13 protein-coding genes and 1 pseudogene are annotated in these 16773 nt (G+C 67.8%); 10 read left to right on the top strand and 4 right to left on the bottom strand.

The window, feature by feature from the left end; translation table 11 throughout:
* Positions 1-435, bottom strand: a pseudogene (locus tag AC07VI_RS16370) (hypothetical protein); the annotation flags it as partial.
* A 130-nt stretch (positions 436-565) separates the two neighbouring features.
* On the opposite strand from AC07VI_RS16370, the gene AC07VI_RS16365 reads away from it, so the two are divergent.
* From AC07VI_RS16365 to AC07VI_RS16350, 4 genes are all read left to right on the top strand, one after another.
* Positions 566-1405 carry a M15 family metallopeptidase gene (locus AC07VI_RS16365; RefSeq protein ID WP_099374966.1) on the top strand — a complete coding sequence of 280 codons (840 nt, stop codon included), beginning with the start codon at positions 566-568 and terminating at the stop codon, positions 1403-1405.
* A gap of 216 nt (positions 1406-1621) precedes the next feature.
* Complete coding sequence (tssM, locus tag AC07VI_RS16360) at positions 1622-5434, top strand: type VI secretion system membrane subunit TssM (protein ID WP_492995103.1); 3813 nt, start codon at positions 1622-1624, stop codon at positions 5432-5434.
* Entirely contained in the window at positions 5431-6411 is a 981-nt protein-coding gene (gene tagF, locus AC07VI_RS16355) for a type VI secretion system-associated protein TagF (protein WP_086148442.1), read from the top strand. The genes tssM and tagF overlap by 4 nt, the downstream gene beginning before the upstream one ends.
* 9 nt (positions 6412-6420) lie before the next feature.
* A complete protein-coding gene (locus AC07VI_RS16350; RefSeq protein WP_086148441.1) occupies positions 6421-7203 on the top strand; it encodes an OmpA family protein in 783 nt (260 codons plus the stop codon).
* Between the two features lie 152 nt (positions 7204-7355).
* On the opposite strand, the gene icmH is transcribed toward AC07VI_RS16350, so the two are convergent.
* Genes icmH through tssJ form a run of 3 tightly spaced genes read right to left on the bottom strand, consistent with a single transcriptional unit; the run spans position 7356 to position 10160 of the window.
* Positions 7356-8138, bottom strand: coding sequence for a type IVB secretion system protein IcmH/DotU (gene icmH, locus AC07VI_RS16345; protein WP_193068873.1), 783 nt, complete (start codon positions 8136-8138; stop codon positions 7356-7358).
* A complete protein-coding gene (tssK, locus tag AC07VI_RS16340; protein ID WP_492995100.1) occupies positions 8135-9517 on the bottom strand; it encodes a type VI secretion system baseplate subunit TssK in 1383 nt (460 codons plus the stop codon). Before tssK ends, icmH begins: the two co-directional genes overlap by 4 nt.
* 40 nt (positions 9518-9557) lie before the next feature.
* Positions 9558-10160, bottom strand: a complete 603-nt coding sequence (gene tssJ / locus AC07VI_RS16335; protein ID WP_492995098.1) for a type VI secretion system lipoprotein TssJ — start codon at positions 10158-10160, stop codon at positions 9558-9560.
* Between the two features lie 279 nt (positions 10161-10439).
* On the opposite strand from tssJ, the gene AC07VI_RS16330 reads away from it, so the two are divergent.
* The 6 genes from AC07VI_RS16330 (at position 10440) to tssH (ending at position 16762) form a co-directional block, all read left to right on the top strand.
* A complete protein-coding gene (locus AC07VI_RS16330; protein ID WP_086148418.1) occupies positions 10440-11030 on the top strand; it encodes a tetratricopeptide repeat protein in 591 nt (196 codons plus the stop codon).
* A 37-nt stretch (positions 11031-11067) separates the two neighbouring features.
* Positions 11068-11577 (top strand): type VI secretion system contractile sheath small subunit, encoded by a 510-nt coding sequence (tssB, locus tag AC07VI_RS16325; protein ID WP_086148419.1) that lies wholly within the window; start codon positions 11068-11070, stop codon positions 11575-11577.
* Between the two features lies 1 nt (position 11578).
* Positions 11579-13069, top strand: a complete 1491-nt coding sequence (tssC, locus tag AC07VI_RS16320) for a type VI secretion system contractile sheath large subunit (RefSeq protein ID WP_086148420.1) — start codon at positions 11579-11581, stop codon at positions 13067-13069.
* A 31-nt stretch (positions 13070-13100) separates the two neighbouring features.
* Positions 13101-13592 carry an Hcp family type VI secretion system effector gene (locus AC07VI_RS16315; protein WP_034750126.1) on the top strand — a complete coding sequence of 164 codons (492 nt, stop codon included), beginning with the start codon at positions 13101-13103 and terminating at the stop codon, positions 13590-13592.
* A 66-nt stretch (positions 13593-13658) separates the two neighbouring features.
* Entirely contained in the window at positions 13659-14123 is a 465-nt protein-coding gene (gene tssE / locus AC07VI_RS16310) for a type VI secretion system baseplate subunit TssE (protein ID WP_086148421.1), read from the top strand.
* Positions 14120-16762 carry a type VI secretion system ATPase TssH gene (tssH, locus tag AC07VI_RS16305; RefSeq protein ID WP_492995094.1) on the top strand — a complete coding sequence of 881 codons (2643 nt, stop codon included), beginning with the start codon at positions 14120-14122 and terminating at the stop codon, positions 16760-16762. Before tssE ends, tssH begins: the two co-directional genes overlap by 4 nt.
* The last annotated feature ends 11 nt before the right edge of the window (positions 16763-16773 follow it).

Genomic DNA, 16773 nt, shown 5'->3' with positions numbered 1-16773 from the left:
CTCGGGCGGCGCCGTCCTGCGCGGCGCGCCGGCGCTCGCCACGGCAGGCGCCGGCGGCGCGGCGGGCGCCGTCTCATTGACGATGGTGGCGGCCTGTGCAGCGCGCGGCACTGCCTGTGGCGCCGGCGGCCCGATGGCGGGCACGGCCACGGCCACGCTTGCCGGGACTGGCGCCTTTGCCGCTGGCGGCGCGGGCGGGCCGGCCGTTTCATAGGCGAGCGTGGCAATGGTGAGCGTCGCCAGCAGGACGGCGCCGGCCGTCCAGTGCCGCCGGCCGGGGCGCCAGCGCATGGCCGGGACCGTGGCGGGCGGGGCGCCGCCATGTTCGAGCCGGGACAGGATGCGGTTGCCGCCCGCCTGCGTGGCGGCCGTATCGGCCCCGGCCAGCAGGGTCGGGCCGCGCGGATGGCCGTCGCCGCTTTTCAGTAAAGTCAAAATATCACCTCCGAACTTGGATGGAACTTGATGTAAACCGCGCACATGCGGGCCGCGGGCGCATACGATCTAGCGATACCGCCGGGAAATTGCTGTCCGGCCCACGCCTGTCCCTGTCATGGAGCGCCCCATGTTCGTCGCCCTGGTCCTGATGTATTTCCTGCTGGCCTGTTTCGCCGGCTGGCTGCTGCTGTTTCCCGGCGGCCGCGCCATGCTGCTGCATACGCTCGTCAACCTGGGCTGGCGCGTGCAGCGGCGCGCGCGGCACCTGAAGGGGGGCGGCGGCGCGCAATGGCAGCGCTGGCAGCGGCACACGGGCTTTGGCATCGCGCGCGGCTGGCGCCTGCTGCTGCGCCACCGCTGGCTGTCGCTGGCGGGCGGCGTGCTGATCGTCGTGCCGCCGCTGCTGGCCTGGCTGTCCAGCGACCGCATTGCCCTGCGTGGCTATGCCGACCGGCACTATGTCGTCAATGACCAGGTCAGCGACTTGCTCAAGGGCGAGCAACTGGTGCCGCCGCCCACCCTGCCTCCGCTGCTGTTTTCCACGGCCGAGGTGACGCAGCTGCGTCCGCTGTTGGGCGGCGCCAGCCGCAACTGGCAATTGCTCGACCACGATTTCGCGCAGCGTTTGCTGCTGGTCTTCAAGATCATGAAGGACGTGCATGGCTATGACATGGTCTTGCTGGAAGGCTACCGCAGTCCGGCGCGCCAGGACCAGCTGGCGGCAGCCGGCCCCAACGTGACGAACGCCAGGGCGTTTCAAAGCTATCACCAGTACGGCCTGGCCGCCGATTGCGCGTTCATGCATGAAGGAAAGCTCATCATTTCTGAAAAAAATGCCTGGGCCATGCGCGGCTACCGTTTATATGGCGTGACGGCGGAATCGGTGGGCCTGCGCTGGGGCGGACGCTGGACCATGATGGATTTCGGCCACACGGAATTGCCCCAGCCCCGCGTCCTGGGAAAATAGGCCGCGCCGCCATTCTAGCGCCGTGCGTGCGCAAATTTTTCACAGGCGCAAGCATGCTTGCGTAGCGTCAATGACGAGCGGCCAGGTGCGGGCGATGGCCATGCAACACTTGTCATATGTCAACAAAGCCTGGCGCGATTGCTGTCAGGATGGGCTGCGTCCGCCTTGCTGAGCGGCGGCGCCATTCCTGCCGTGCGACCTCACTCTGGGCCCATCATGCTGCGACGAATCTGGCATTTCCTGACCGACAGCCGCAATCTGACCATCCTCGGTTTCGCGGCGCTGGCCGTCTTCCTCTACCTGGGCGCCGAGGCGCTGGAAGTGGCCCTCGTGTGGGCGCTGGCCTTGCTGCTGCTGGCCTTCCTGATCTGGCTGGGCCTGTGGCTGTGGCGCCGCCGCCGCGCCCGGCGCGATGCGCAGGCGCTGGGGCAAGCCATCCTCAACGAGGCCGAAATCGCCGCCGCACAGGCGGCCTCGGCAACGACGGCAGGCCAGGCGCAGCAGGGCGAGCTCGACGCCATGCGCAAGGGCATGCTGGAAGCCATCGAGACCATCAAGACGTCCAAGCTGGGCATCAAGGCGGGCGCCGCCGCCCTGTACGAACTGCCGTGGTACATGATCATCGGCAATCCGGCCGCCGGCAAGAGCAGCGCCATCCTGCATTCGGGCCTGCAATTTCCTTTCGCCGACGGCAAGATCGTGCAAGGCGTGGGCGGCACCCGCAACTGCGACTGGTTTTTCACCACGGACGGCATCGTGCTCGACACGGCGGGACGCTATTCCGTCGTCGACGAGCACCGCGGCGAGTGGTTCGGCTTTCTCGACCTGCTGAAAAAATACCGGCGCAAGGCGCCCGTCAACGGCATCCTCATCGCCGTCAGCATCGCCGAATTGAAGGGCGATCCCGATGTCGGCATGCAGCTGGCGCGCAGCCTGCGCAAGCGCGTGCAGGACGTCATCGAGCGCCTGGAAGTGTTCGCGCCCCTGTACATCGTGTTTACCAAGGCCGACCTGATCGCCGGCTTCACGGAGTTTTTCGCCGAGGCCGAACGCAGCGAGCGCGAGCGCGTATGGGGCGCCACCATGCCCTACCGGCGCAAGCTGCCCACGGCCGACCTGCTGAATTTTTTCGACCAGAGCTTCGATGAATTGCACGATGGCTTGACGGAGCTGAGCCTGGCCAACATGGCGCACCGTCAACGCAAGACGATGGCGCCCGGGGTGTTTACGTTCCCGCTGGAATTTGCCGCCATCAAACCGGCCCTGCGCGCCTTCATCGCCACCCTGTTCGAGGAAAATCCGTTCCAGTTCCAGCCCGTGTTCCGCGGTTTTTACTTCACCAGCGCGCTGCAGGAGGGCGAGCCCGTCAGTGCCTCCTCGCAGCAGGTGGCGCGCCGCTTCGACCTGGCCTTCGCGCCCGTCCCGGCCGTGGCGCCGTCCGGCGCGCGCCAGCACGGCTATTTCCTGCTCGACCTGTTCCGCAAGGTGATCTTTGCCGACCAGCACCTGGTGGCCAATTATGCGAGCCGCGCCAAGGTGCGCTTCAAATATGCCGTCTTCTTCACGGCCACCCTGACCCTGGGCGCCTGCCTGGGCGGCTGGAGCTGGTCTTACCTGGGCAACCGGCAACTGGTGGCCAATGTCGAGGCCGATCTAAACAAAGTGGTGCGGCTGCAGGAGCAGCGGCTGGATTTGCAGTCGCGGCTGGAAGCGCTGGAAATATTGCAGGACCGCATAGAGCAGCTGGAAGCGTACCGCACGCAGCGCCCGTGGTCCTTGCGCATGGGCCTGTATCAGGGTGAGTTGCTGGAGCGCAAGCTGCGCGAAGAGTATTTTGCCGGCGCGCGCCACGTCATGCTCGAACCGGTGACGGGCGCGCTGGAAGCCTTGCTGTTTGACATGAACGCCAGCGCCGACCAGCTGCAGCCGGCGGCGCGCACGCCGCAGACGCCGGCCGCCGCTTCGGCCGGCGCGCGCGCGTACCAGTACCAGGCCGCCTCGCCGACGAATGTGGAAGACGCCTACAACGCGCTGAAGACCTATCTGATGCTGGCCGACAAGACGCATGCGGAAAGCAGCCACCTGAACGACCAGATGACGCGCTTCTGGCGCGGCTGGCTGGAAGGCAACCGGGGCGCCATGCCGCGCGAGCAGATGATACGCAGCGCCGAACGGCTGCTGACGTTTTACCTGGCGCAGGTGAGCGACCCGTCGTGGCCGCGCATCGAGCAGAAGCTGGCGCTGGTCGACCAGGCGCGCGAAAACCTGCGCCGCGTGGTGCGCGGCATGCCGGCGCGCGAGCGCGTGTATGCCGACATCAAGGCGCGCGCCTCGACGCGTTTTCCCGGCATGACGGTGGCGCGCATCGTCGGCGAACAGGACCAGGCGCTGCTGGCGGGCAGCTACGCCGTCTCCGGCGCCTTTACGCGCCAGGCCTGGGAAAAATTCGTCGAGGGCGCGTTCCGCGACGCCGCCAACCGCGAACTGCAAAGCGCCGACTGGGTGCTGAAGAGCGCGTCCAGCGACGACCTGACCCTGGAAGGCAGCCCGGAGCAGATCGAGAAAAACCTGGTGGCCATGTACAAGGCCGACTATGCGCGCGAATGGCAAAAATTCGTGCAGGGCGTCGCCGTCGCCGACCTGAAAGGTTTTGAAGGCGCCGTGCAGGCCATGAACCGCCTGGGCGACCCGCAGTCGTCGCCGATCGCCAGGCTGCTGACGAGCATCTACGATGAAACGTCGTGGGACAACCCGGCCCTGCAGAATGCGCAGTTGCGCAAGGCCGAGCGGGGCATCGTCGCCTGGTTCAAGGAAACGGTGCTGCGCCGCGCGCCGTCGCAGCTGACGGCCAATCCCGGCCTCAACGCGCAGCTCGACCCGGCCCGTCTGGACAAACCCATGGGACCCGTGGGACGCGAATTTGCCGGCGTGGGCAAGCTGGTGGCGTCCAGGGACAACAACGCCTCGCTGATGCGCGCCTACCTGGAAGCGCTGTCGAAACTGCGCAGCCGTTTGAACCTGCTGAAGAACCAGGGCGACGCGGGACCCGGTGCGCGCCAGTTCATGCAGCAGACGCTGGAGGGCAGCGGTTCCGAACTGGCCGACGCCCTGAAACTGGTCGACGAGCAGATGCTCACGGGGATGAGCGACGCGCAAAAGCAGGCGATACGCCCCATCCTCGTGCGCCCGCTGATGCAGACCTTTGCCGTCATCGTCGCGCCGGCCGAACTGGACCTCAACAAGACCTGGGCGGCGCAGGTATATGAACCGTTCCAGAAGTCGCTGGCCAACAAATATCCGTTTTCCCCCAGCGCGCGCATCGAGGCGAGCAACCTCGAGATCGGCCAGTTCTTCGGCCCGGAAGGCCTGGTGGCGAAATTCGTCACCACCTCCATGGGACCGCTGGTGGTGCGGCGCGGCGACGTGCTGGCGCCGCGCACCTGGGCCGACATGGGCATCAGCCTGTCGCCGCAGGTGGCGGCGCGCTTTCCCGGCTGGATCGCGCCGCTGGGCGCGGGCGGGGTGGCGGCCGCCTCCGGCGCGGCGCAGACCGTGTTCCAGATCCAGCCGTCGCCGGCGCCGGGCACCCTGGAATATACGCTGGAGATCGACGGCCAGCAGCTGCGCTACCGCAATACGCCGGCGCAGTGGACGAACATGGTCCATCCCGGTCCGCAGGGCGCGTCGGGCATGCAGGGGGCGCGCATCACCGCCGTCACTTTCGACGGGCGCACGGTGGAACTGTTCAACGAGCCGGGACAATTCGGCCTGAAGCGCATGATCGATGCGGCGGCCAAGAAGCGCAAGGACGGCGGCGTGTTCGAGCTGCGCTGGACGCGCGGCGAGGTGGCCGTGGCGGTCGACCTGAAGATCACCAGCAGCCCCGAGACGACGGGCGCGGGAGGGACTGCGGCCGTGCAGGAGCAGGGTTTTCGCGGCATGCAGCTGCCCGAGACCATCGTCGGCGCCGCCGTCCCTGCGCCGCCCGCCGTCGCGGTGGCGGCTGCGATGGCCGGGGCGCGGCCATGAAGCGCGCGGCGCAACAGGTGCGCCTCGGCTACTTCGGCAAGATCCCCGCGCGCGGCGACTTCATCAAGGCCTGCGACAGCCACGCGCTGGTGCAGCTGCTCGACGACTGGCTGGCGCAGGTGATGACGGCGCTGACGGCCGCGCCGCGCTGGAAGCTCAATTACGACGCCTTGCCGCCGCTGTGCTTTGCCTTCGTCGGCACGCGCAGCCGGCGCGCCATCGCCGGGCGCCTGGAGGCGAGCAGCGACCAGTCGCACCGCCGCTTTCCCTTCATGGCCATGGGCGCGCTGGAAGTCGAGGATGCCGACGCCTTCCTCGCCTGCAGTCCGCTGGTGCTGGCGCCGCTGTGGCAGCGCGCGGAGCAGCTGGCGCAAGGCATCGTGGCCAGCGCCGATCCGGGGCCGTCGCTGCTGGCGCTGGCCGGCAACGTGCTGGAAATCGACACGGCCGCCGGCTGCCATGCGGCGCAGCTGTCGGCCTTTCTGCAGGCGCACACGGTGCGCAGCCTGCAAGCCATGCTGGCCTCGCCGGCGTTTCCCGTGACGGTGCGCGAACTGCTGCTGGGCCTGGGCCTGCTGCTGCGGCCGGTGCGCCAGAGCGGCCTGGCGCGCCTGGAAAAGAGCCTGGTGCTGCCGCTGCCGCAGGATGCGCAGGCGCGCCCGCTGGCGGCCAGCTTCTGGCTGCACCTGGTCACGCCTTTCCTGCGCCACGCCGATGTCGAACTGGCGCTGTTCCTTACCCGTCTCGACGAGGCGCCGGCGCTGGTGATCGGCTTTTGCGGCGCCGACCCGCATGGCTTGCACGCCCTGATCGACCCGCAGGCGGCTGGCGAAAGGCTGATCGTCTTCGACCAGCTGGACTGGGTCGACGAGCAGCTGGAGCAGGAACCGGCCTTGCGCCGCCTGTCCGCCTGCCTGCAGCAGGAGCAGTTGTCGCTGCGCTCGGCCTGCGCCATGTTCACGGATACCTTTGCCTGAAGGATTGCGATGAAATCACCCGTCCTGCTGTTGCTGCTTGCCGCCGTAACCTGCCGCGCCCAGGTGCAGGCGCAGGCGCCCGCCACGCCCATGCCGGGCCAGATCCTCGTCACCGGCACGCTGGCCGATGAAGCGGCCAAGGCGGCCGTGCTGGCCCGTCTGCGCGAGCAGTATGGCGCCGAGCGCGTGGTCGACCAGATCGCCATCGGCAACGTGGCCGTGCCGGCCAACTGGAACGCGTATGTGCAAAAGCTCATCGCGCCGAACCTGAAGCTCATTTCGCGCGGCCAGATCAGCATCGATGGCAACAACGTCAGCGTGCGCGGCGAGGTGGCCAACGAGGCGCAGCGCCAGCAGATCGCCAGCGACATCGCTACCAGCCTCAATCCCACCTACACTGTCAACAACGGCTTGCGCATCAAGGCGGCCGAGGCCGAGCAGGACATGCTCGACGCCGCGCTCGATAAGCGCATCATCGAATTCGACAGCGGCAAGGCGAGCATCACGCCGGCGGGCCTGGCCATCCTCGACGAAATGGCGGCCGTCATGCAAAAGCTCAAGGGACGCAAGGTGGAAGTGATCGGCCACACGGACAACACGGGCCTGCGCGCCAGCAACGTGGCCCTGAGCGAGGCGCGCGCCGAAGCCGTGCGCGCCTACCTGGCCACGCAGGGCGTCAAGCCGGACATGGTGCTGGCCTCGGGCCAGGGGCCGGACCGCCCCGTGTCCAGCAATGCCACGGCCGACGGCCGGGCGCGTAACCGGCGCATCGAGTTCCGCATCGCGCAGTAGCTCGCTTGACATCTCACAAACCGTAGCGAGCGGATGAGAGGCTAGGCGCCCCCTTTTGCCCGAGAAGCGCAGGCGTGCGAATGCACGGGGACGCCGCGTCATTGAGCATCGCAGGCCGCGAATCGCGACGCGCGGCAGGCGTCGTGAGCTGTTCAGGGCAAGGTGATGGTCAGGTGCGCCGGACGCGGCGCCAGCTTCACCAGGTCAGCGTACGCGGCCAGGGTTGTCTGCGTGCCGTGCGTCAGCTGCGTTTTCAGGGCCAGGTAGGCGCAGATGGCCAGCAGGGCGAAGACGCTCGACAGGGCCCACAGCGGCACGTCGCTGCGGCGCTTGTTGACCACCTGGTCGGGGCGCTCGGCGCGCGGCGCGAAGCCGCGGCTCTTGCCCTTGATGTGGGCGATCTCGTCGCCCAGGCGCCCCGTCAGGTAGCTGAGCTTCTCGCCGCCGTCGATCGCATACTTGCCCTGGAAGCCCAACAGCAGGCACATGTGGAAGACCTGCAGCGCCTGCACGCGCATGGCGCCCTTGCCGCGCAAGGCGTCGAGGCGGTCGAAAAAATGCTCGCCGGCCAGCTGGTCGCCGAAGATCAGCAGCTGCAGCGGGCGCCGTTCCCACTGCTTGCGCAGGGTGAACGGCGAAGCGAGGATGATTTCGTCGACGGCCGCGCAGAACGCGTATTTGGCCGCTTCGATATCGTCGCCGTCGGCGCGGATCTTTTTCGCTTCGCGTTCGAAGTCGTCGAGGAAGGAGGTGATGCGGTCCATGAAGCTTTGCTCGTCGCCCGGGGCCGAGCCGTTCTTCAGCATGAACAGCATGTAAAACCCTTCGTGCATCAGGTCCAGCAGGGCGCCGCCGGCCTGGCGCGCGCCGGCGGGAGCGGGGCCGCGCGGTCCGCCCGGCGATGGCGCCGCGCGCCGTTCGATGAGCTGGCTCATGCCGTCACCGCGATCAGTTCGAGCTGCAGGTCGCGTATGCCGGCCGGCACGTACACGGCGATCGATTGCGCCTTGAGCATCTGCTCATGCAGCGCGCCGCGGTTGTCGATCGCAAAATAATAGGTGTCGGGCCGCACGGGGATGGCGGCCGGCACCTGCGGCGCGTGCGACAGTTTTACGCCCGGCATGGCCGACAGCACGCATTTCTCCACGTCGTCGGGCGCGCCCACCTTCACGCGCAGCGGCACCACTTCCACCAGTTCGATGGCGGGCATGGCGGCGCGGATGGCCAGGTACAAGGTGGTGTGCTGGTCGATCTTGCCCGAATCGAGCTTGCCCAGGTGGTAGGAGGGCTTGTCCTCCGACAGGGCGATGGAAAAATACTTCGACGAGATGACCGTGTCGAGCAGTTCGCGGATGATGCCGTCGAGGGCGTCGAAGCAGGCGCCCGGCTGCGCGTGGTCGTAGGCGGGCAGGCTAACCAGCGTGTAGTGCCTGGAGTAGCTGAGCAGGCCGCCGGCCAGCGCCAGCAGCGCTTCGTACAGGCGCTCGGGATGCAGGGCCGGATGGCGCACGTAGTGCATCAGCGCGGCGGCGGCCGTGCTCACCGTGTGCAGCAGCCAGAACGAGGACACGTCGCCCGAGCGGAACTCGATCACGTTGCGGCTCGGTTCGCGGTGGTGGCCGTGCAGCGCGCCCACCTTGGCCTGCAGCGCGTCGAGCAGGTGTTCCAGCAGGCCCTGCAGGCGCGGCGCGCCGGCGATCGCCAGGCTGGGCGCCATGAACGAGGGCACGGGCTCGAAGCCGCCCGACGCCGTGCGCCGCAGGGCGATCAGCGGCAGGCAATCGTAGGAACCGCGCGCCTCGCTGTCGGGAATCAGGCGCAGGGCTTTGCGCAGGTATGCCACGTCGGCCACGCTGGACTCCGTAAACAGGTCGGGCGTGGCGCGCATGGCGTGCACGAAGCGGGTGTTCGGCGGCGCGCCGGCGGCCGGGGTGTCCGGCTTGCCGGGCGCCGTGTAGTTCAGGCCTTCGCGGTTGAGCACGGGCAGGGCCGCGTAATAAGTCACTTCCTGCAGGGCCGGCGGCAGCGCTTCCAGGTCGACGGGCGGGGGCAGGGCGTCGCTGCCCGGCGCGCCGTCGCCGGGCGCGTCATACACTTCGCCGTCGCGGAAGATGGCCGACAGCGCCTGCAGGCGCAGGGTGCCCGTCTTCAGCGCCGCCAGGTCCCATTCCATGTGCGCCACGCCCCACAGGTACGGGTGCAGCGCGCTGGCCGTGCGGTGCAGGCGCATTTCGTGATACTGGTCCTGGCGCTGGAAATGCTGCGGCCGCAGGAACAGGCCTTCGCCCCACAAGACTTTCGCTGCCATGCCCATGTCGCTTCTCCTTTTCGGTATGCGGTAGTGGTGGAATGCCTTACTGGCAGCGCGGTGCCGGCGGCGGCGCCATGGCGCCAGCCGCGCCGCCGCCCATGCTCAGGGCGCAGGCATGCAGGCCGACGGTGATGCCGCCGCGTTCCGCGTCGGCGGCGGCAAAGGTGGCGCGCCAGCGCTGCGCGGTCGGCGCGCGGAACAGCGCCACGACGCCGATGAAATACGCTTCCTTGCTGACCTTTTCCTGCACTTCGTAGCGCTGGCCGGGCACCAGCAGCACCTCTTTGACTTCCATCAGGTCGGCGCCGAGGGCGGCCTGTTCGCGCTGCGCGTCGAGGAAGCTGGCGTACGGCGCCTGCTCGAAGGCGGCGCTCTGGCGCAGCTTGTAGATGCGCGCCACCAGCGCCAGCGGCCGGCCGTCGGCGTCCGTGTTGAGGCGCTGCGCCGCGTGCAGGCGGATGCTGATATTGCGCGGCGGCTGTTGCGCGTCGGGCAGTGCGGGCGGCGGCTTGGCCACGCCGGCCATCTGCAGCGCCGCATTGGCGAGGGTGCCGATGGCGCCGCCCGCGCAGCCGGCTTGCAGCCAGGCTAGCAGCAGTAGCGGGGCGGCGCGCGCCAGGCGGCGGAGCGGGGCGTCAGATGGCATGGGCGATCTTTGCAAAAATGGTGGGTGGAAATAAAAGAGTTGCAGCCATTTAAACGCATGCACGGGCGGCCTGCTTGCGTTGGCGCAAAGTCCGTCCGCGATCGAGAGAATTACTGCGCCAGATCAGGATGAATGCGATTGCACGCCGCCGTTGTAGGGAACTTCTTCTTTGCTGATTAATCTCAATTTGATAAAAATTCTGGCGATCAATAATGGCCTCCACCAGGGCGCCGCCCATCGTTCCCAGCGGTGGCGTCCACCATGTGAAGGAATGCCCAGATGAAGCCTGCCATCACCCTGTCCCGTTTTACCTGTTTCGCCGGCGCCTTGCTGCTGGCCGCCTGCGCCACGACGGAAACGCCGGCGCCGAAACCGCCCGGCGCGCCGACCCTGGCGCAAGTCATGAGCGAGGCCGATGCGGCCGCGCGGGCCGGCCAGTATGAGCGCGCCGTGACCTTGCTGCAGCGTGGCGGCACCAGCTACCCGGCCGACAAGGCGCCGTGGCTGCAGATGGCGCAGATGAAGTTCGACCGCGGCCAGTACGGCGACGCCATCGGCCACGCGCTCGAAGCGCTGGAGCGCGACCCCGACGACAAGGTCGCCAACAGTATCGTCGCCGTCAGCGGCTTGCGCCTGTCGGGCAAGGCGCTGGCCGACCTGTCGCGGCAAAACAATCTGAATGGCTCGCTGCGTTCGGAAGCGCAGGAGCTGGCCAAGCTGCTGCGCGCGAGCATCGGCGAGGACGTGCTGGTGCCGCCGTCCAGGCGTCCTGCGGCGGCGGCCAAGCGCGGCGCCGGTTCCGGCACGCCGGCGGCGAAGGGCGCGGCCTCGCCAGGCGGCACGGCCGACCCGTTCAGCGGCCTGAAATAAGCGAGCATTCCCACCATCCCCTTGCAAAGGAAGCGACATGCCCAAGTCCGACAGCGTGCAGAAACGCCTGAAGCAGGTACGCGCGCCGCGCGTGCAGATGACCTACGACGTCGAAATCGGCGACGCGATTGAAAACAAGGAGCTGCCCTTCGTGGTGGGCGTGCTGGGCGACTTTGGCGGCAATCCCGACAGCGAGAAAAAACGCCTGAAGGACCGCAAGTTCGTCGCCGTCGACCGCGACAATTTCGACGAAGTGCTGGCCGGCGTGGAACCCGTGGCCCGCTTCGCCGTGCCGAACCGCATCAGCGGGGAAGACGGCAGCTTCGCAGTCGACCTGCATTTCCGCTCGATGGACGACTTCCGCCCGGAATCGGTGGTGCGCCAGGTCGAGCCGCTGCGCAAGCTGCTAGAGGCGCGCACCAAGCTGGCCGACCTGCGCAACAAGCTGGCCGGCAACGACAAGCTGGAAGACCTGCTGACGGAAGTGCTGAACAACACCGACAGCCTGGCCACCCTGAAACCGCAGTTCCCCGCGCAGGAGGATTGAGATGAGCGCCCAGGCAGAAGCCCTTGCAGTATCGGCCGCCGGCGCGCCGGCCGCCGCCGACCTGCTCGACCAGATCGTCGAGCAAAGCCGCGTCGCCAAGTCCGGCGCCGAGCATGCGCGCGCGCGCGACCTGATCTCGGAACTGGTGGCGCAGGTGCTCGACGGCACGGTGCTGATGTCCAGCAGCCTGTCGGCCACGCTGGACGCCCGCGTGGCGGAAATCGACCGCCTGATCTCCGCCCAGCTCAGCGAGATCATGCACGCGGCGCCGTTCCAGCAGCTCGAACAAAGCTGGACGGGGCTGCGCTACCTGGTCGGCAATTCCGACACGGGCACGCGCCTGCAGATCCGCATGTTCAACGCCACCAAGCGCGAACTGGTGAAGGATTTCCAGGCCGCGCTGGAATTCGACCAGAGCAGCATGTTCAAGAAGGTCTACGAAGAGGAGTTCGGCACCTTCGGCGGTGCGCCGTTCGCCGCGCTGCTGGGCGACTTCGCCATCTCGCGCCAGCCGGAAGACATGTACTTCGTCGAACAGATGTCGCACATCGCCGCCGCGGCGCACGCGCCCTTCATCGCCTCGGCGGCGCCGGAACTGTTTGGCCTGGAAAGCTACGGCGACCTGGGCAAGCCGCGCGACCTGGCCAAGGTGTTCGACACCATCGAGTACGCGAAATGGAAGGCCTTCCGCGAATCGGAAGATGCGCGCTACGTGGGCCTGACCTTGCCCCGTTTCCTGGGCCGGCTGCCGTTCAATCCCGCCGACGGCACCAGCGTCGAGGGTTTCAACTTTGTCGAGGAAGTCGACGGCAGCGACCATCACAAATACCTGTGGTGTAACGCCGCGTATGCGTTCGGCAGCAAGCTCACGCGCGCCTTTGCCGACTACGGCTGGTGCGCCGCCATCCGCGGCGTGGAAGGCGGCGGCCTGGTGGACGACCTGCCCACGCATACCTTCAAGACGGACGAGGGCGACGTGGCCCTGAAATGCCCGGCCGAAGTGGCGATCACGGACCGCCGCGAAAAGGAGCTGTCGGACCTGGGCTTCATCTCGCTGGTGCACTGCAAGAACACGGCCTATGCGGCGTTCTTCGGCGCGCAGTCGGCGCAGAAAAGCCGCAAGTACAACAGCGACGCGGCCAACGCGAACGCGGTGCTGTCGTCGCAGCTGCAGTACATCTTTGCCGTCTCGCGCATCGCCCACTACATGAAGGCCATGATGCGCGACAAGATCGGCAGCTTCACGGCCGCCTCCAACGTGGAAGACTTTTTGAACCGCTGGCTGATGCAGTACGTGCTGCTCGACGATAACGCCAGCCAGGAACAGAAGGCGCAGTTTCCGCTGCGCGAAGCATCGGTGCAGGTGCATGAAGTGCCGGGCCGGCCTGGCGTGTACCGCGCCGTGTCCTTCCTGCGGCCGCACTTCCAGCTCGACGAGCTGTCCGTTTCGCTCCGACTGGTCGCGGAGTTGCCGAAGTCGACCAATTCATGATCCACCCATCTTTCAACCAGAGGAGCACACCATGGCAATCGATGTATATCTGCAGATAGACGGCATCAAGGGCGAGTCCACCGATGACAAGCACAAGGACTGGATCGAGTGCAAATCGGTCAGCTGGAGCGTCGAGCAGCCGAAGTCCGCCACCGCCTCGACGGGCGGCGGGCACACGGCCGAACGCTGCGAGCACAAGGACATCGTCATCTCCAAGCTGGCCGACCTGGCCTCGCCGGTGCTGCTGCAGACCTGCTCGGCCGGCAAGACCATCCCCAAGGCGCGCTTTGAATTCATGCGCGCCGACGGCCAGGGCGAACGCGTCAAGTACTTTGAAATCGAAATCGAGAATGTGCTGATCGGCGCCGTCACGCCGAACGTGGAAGAGGGCGACATCCTCGGTGAACATGTCGGCTTCAAGTTCTCGAAAGTGAAGTGGAAATACACGCAGCAAAAAGTCACGGGCGGCGCCGGCGGCAATACCTCGGGCGGCTGGGACCTGGCCGCCAACCGCGTGGCTTGATCCATCGCGCGCGGCGCGCGGCGGACATCGCCCGTTGCGCGCCGCGCCGATTTTCCAGGAGTGTGCATGGACAGTTATGTACCCGGCTTGTTTGACCGCCTGATGGGGGCGGCGGGCGGCGCGGCAGCGCGCCTGTCGCTCGAACAACTGAAGGATGCGGTGGCGCGCGACCTGGAGGCGCTGCTCAACACGCGCGTGGCCCTGCCGCCCGGCGCGCTCGACGCGTATCCGGAATGCGCGGCGTCCATCGTCAACTATGGCCTGATCGATTTTGCCGGCATGTGCTTCTCCAGCAGCGACGACCGCGCCCGCATCTGCGCCGCGCTGAAGGCGGCCATCGAGCGCCACGAGCCGCGCCTGCGCAATGTGCGCGCGCGCCTGGAGCGCGAGGCGGGCGCCATCAACCGCGTCGGCTTCGTCATCAGCGGCACCCTGGCCGTGCAGGCCGGCGGCGAGACGGTCAATTTCGACGCCGTCCTGCAGCCGTCGTCGCTGCGCTATTCGATCAACCGCAAGGGAGCCGCCGCATGAGCCATAACCTGAAAACCCTGATCGCCAAGCTTAATGACACGGCGCGCACGGCCGCCAGCCGCGCCGCGACTATCTGCATGGGGCTGGGCCAGTACGAAGTCGATATCGAACACCTGTTCCTGGCCCTGCTGGAGCAGGAGCGCAGCGATTTCGTCACCGTCGCGCGGCGCAGTGAAATCAGCCTGACGGCGCTGGAGGCGGACCTGCGGCGCGAGATCGGCGGCTTCAGGACGGGCAGCGCGCGCACGCCCGTGTTTTCGCCCCATCTGCCGCTGCTGTTCGAACACGCCTGGCTGATCGCCTCGCTCGATACGGCGCAGCCGGGACCCATCCGCAGCCGCCATCTGCTGCTGGCGCTGCTGACGGAACCTGAGCTGGCGCAGCTGGCCTACCGCGGCTCGAAGCTGTTCGCCCGCTTCAGCGTGGAGCAGTTGAAGCATCATCCGGATAAACTCACGGCCGGCTCCGGCGAGGAGGAAAGCGCGGCAGCGCCGCAGCTTGCCGGCACGCCAGCCGACCCGGTCGCTACCCTGGCGACGAAGACGCCGGCGCTGGACCAGTTCACCACCGACCTGACGCAGCTGGCGCACGACGGCAAGCTCGATCCCGTGATCGGCCGCGAGGCGGAAATCCGCCAGGCCGTCGACATCCTGCTGCGCCGCCGGCAGAACAACCCCATCCTCACGGGCGAGGCGGGCGTGGGCAAGACGGCCGTGGTGGAAGGCCTGGCGCTGCGCATCGCCGCCGGCGACGTGCCGGCCGTGCTGCAGGGCGCGCGCATCCACGCGCTCGACATGGGCTTGCTGCAGGCCGGCGCCAGCGTGAAGGGCGAATTCGAAAGCCGCCTGAAGAATGTCATCGACGAGGTGACGAAAAGCCCGCACCCGGTGATCCTCTTCATCGACGAGGCGCACACGATGATCGGCGCCGGCGGGCAGGCGGGGCAGAACGACGCGGCCAACCTGCTGAAACCGGCGCTGGCGCGCGGCGCCCTGCGCACCATCGCCGCCACCACCTGGAGCGAGTACAAAAAATATTTCGAGAAGGATGCGGCGCTGGCGCGGCGCTTCCAGGTCGTCACGGTGGAAGAACCCAGCGAGGACATCGCCTGCGCCATGCTGCGCGCCATGGCACCGCCGATGGAGCGCCATTTCGGCATCCGCGTGCGCGACGCCGCCATCGTCGAGGCGGTGCGCCTGTCGCACCGCTACATCAGCGGACGGCAGCTGCCCGACAAGGCCGTCAGCGTGCTCGATACGGCCTGCGCCAAGGTGGCGCTGGGCCAGAGCGCCACGCCGGCGCAGCTGGAAAACGCGCAGCGGCGGCAGGAGCGCCTCGGCGCCGAAATCGCCGCATTGGAGCGCGAGGCGGGCGATGGCGAGGCGTCCGGCAAGGCTGGCGCCGCGCACCTGGCGCAGCTGCGGCGCGAGCATGACGGCGGCCAGGCGCAGATCGCGGCGCTGGCGCAGCGCTGGGAGCGCGAAAAAACGCTGGTGGCGCAGATCGGCGACTTGCGCGCGCAGCTGCGCGGCGAACGCCCGGGCGAGAGCGGCGCGGCGACCCTGCTGGCGCTGAAGGACGAACTGGCGGCGCTGCAGGGAGAAGCGCCGCTGGCGCCGCTGGAAGTCGACGCGCAGGTGGTGGCCGGCATCGTCGCCGGCTGGACCGGCATCCCGCTGGGGAAGATGCTCAGGGACGAGATCCGCACGGTGCTGGCCCTGGACGGGGCGCTGCGCGAACGGGTGCTGGGACAGGATCACGTCATCGAGGCCGTGGCGCAGCGCGTGCGCACGGCGCGCGCCGGCCTGGACGACCCGGACAAGCCGCAAGCCGTGTTCCTGTTCACGGGGCCGTCCGGCACGGGCAAGACGGAAACGGCGCTGGCGCTGGCCGAGCTGCTGTATGGCGGCGAGCGCAAGCTCATCACCATCAACATGAGCGAATACCAGGAGGCGCACAGCGTGGCCGGCCTGAAAGGCTCGCCGCCCGGCTATGTCGGCTATGGCGAGGGCGGCGTGCTGACGGAAGCCGTGCGGCGCCAGCCCTACAGCGTGGTGCTGCTCGACGAGGCGGAAAAAGCCCATCCCGACGTGCTGGAACTGTTCTTCCAGGTCTTCGACAAGGGCGTGCTCGATGACGCGGAAGGGCGCGAAGTCGATTTTCGCAACACCGTCATCATCGCCACCTCGAACCTGGGTTCCGGCGCCATGATGGCCGCCTGCCTGAACCGGACGGCGCAGGACTTGCCCACGCCGGCCGCACTGGAAGAGCTGGTGCGCCCGCAACTGGCGGCGCACTTCAAGCCGGCCCTGCTGGGACGCCTGCAGGTGCTGCCCTTTTACGCCCTGAGCGACGCCGTGCTGGCCGAGATCATCGCATTGAAACTGGCGCGCATCGGCCAGCGCATCGCGCGCAACCACCAGGCGCAGTTCAGCCATGACGCCGCGCTGGTCGAGGCGGTGCTGGCGCGCTGCACCGAGGTCGATTCGGGCGCGCGCAACGTCGACCAGATCCTCAACGGCAGCGTGCTGCCGGCGATCGCCGAAGCGGTGCTGGCGCGCATGGCCGAGGGCGAGCCGGTGACGTCGATCCGCGTCGGCGCCGGCAAGCAGGGACAGTTCAAGTACACGATCCGATAATCCACCTTCCG

The organism is Janthinobacterium sp. GW821-FHT03A03 (assembly GCF_059421435.1).
Note: the sequence above shows the minus strand (reverse complement) of the source record. Positions and strands in the feature narration are given on the sequence as shown.

What these genes read in the sequence shown, in the direction of transcription:
- AC07VI_RS16365 (WP_099374966.1), top strand. Translation starts at nt 566, where the DNA reads ATGTTCGTCGCCCTGGTCCTGATGTATTTCCTGCTGGCCTGTTTCGCC.
- tssM (WP_492995103.1), top strand. Translation starts at nt 1,622, where the DNA reads ATGCTGCGACGAATCTGGCATTTCCTGACCGACAGCCGCAATCTGACC.
- tagF (WP_086148442.1), top strand. Translation starts at nt 5,431, where the DNA reads ATGAAGCGCGCGGCGCAACAGGTGCGCCTCGGCTACTTCGGCAAGATC.
- AC07VI_RS16350 (WP_086148441.1), top strand. Translation starts at nt 6,421, where the DNA reads ATGAAATCACCCGTCCTGCTGTTGCTGCTTGCCGCCGTAACCTGCCGC.
- icmH (WP_193068873.1), bottom strand. Translation starts at nt 8,138, where the DNA reads ATGAGCCAGCTCATCGAACGGCGCGCGGCGCCATCGCCGGGCGGACCG.
- tssK (WP_492995100.1), bottom strand. Translation starts at nt 9,517, where the DNA reads ATGGGCATGGCAGCGAAAGTCTTGTGGGGCGAAGGCCTGTTCCTGCGG.
- tssJ (WP_492995098.1), bottom strand. Translation starts at nt 10,160, where the DNA reads ATGCCATCTGACGCCCCGCTCCGCCGCCTGGCGCGCGCCGCCCCGCTA.
- AC07VI_RS16330 (WP_086148418.1), top strand. Translation starts at nt 10,440, where the DNA reads ATGAAGCCTGCCATCACCCTGTCCCGTTTTACCTGTTTCGCCGGCGCC.
- tssB (WP_086148419.1), top strand. Translation starts at nt 11,068, where the DNA reads ATGCCCAAGTCCGACAGCGTGCAGAAACGCCTGAAGCAGGTACGCGCG.
- tssC (WP_086148420.1), top strand. Translation starts at nt 11,579, where the DNA reads ATGAGCGCCCAGGCAGAAGCCCTTGCAGTATCGGCCGCCGGCGCGCCG.
- AC07VI_RS16315 (WP_034750126.1), top strand. Translation starts at nt 13,101, where the DNA reads ATGGCAATCGATGTATATCTGCAGATAGACGGCATCAAGGGCGAGTCC.
- tssE (WP_086148421.1), top strand. Translation starts at nt 13,659, where the DNA reads ATGGACAGTTATGTACCCGGCTTGTTTGACCGCCTGATGGGGGCGGCG.
- tssH (WP_492995094.1), top strand. Translation starts at nt 14,120, where the DNA reads ATGAGCCATAACCTGAAAACCCTGATCGCCAAGCTTAATGACACGGCG.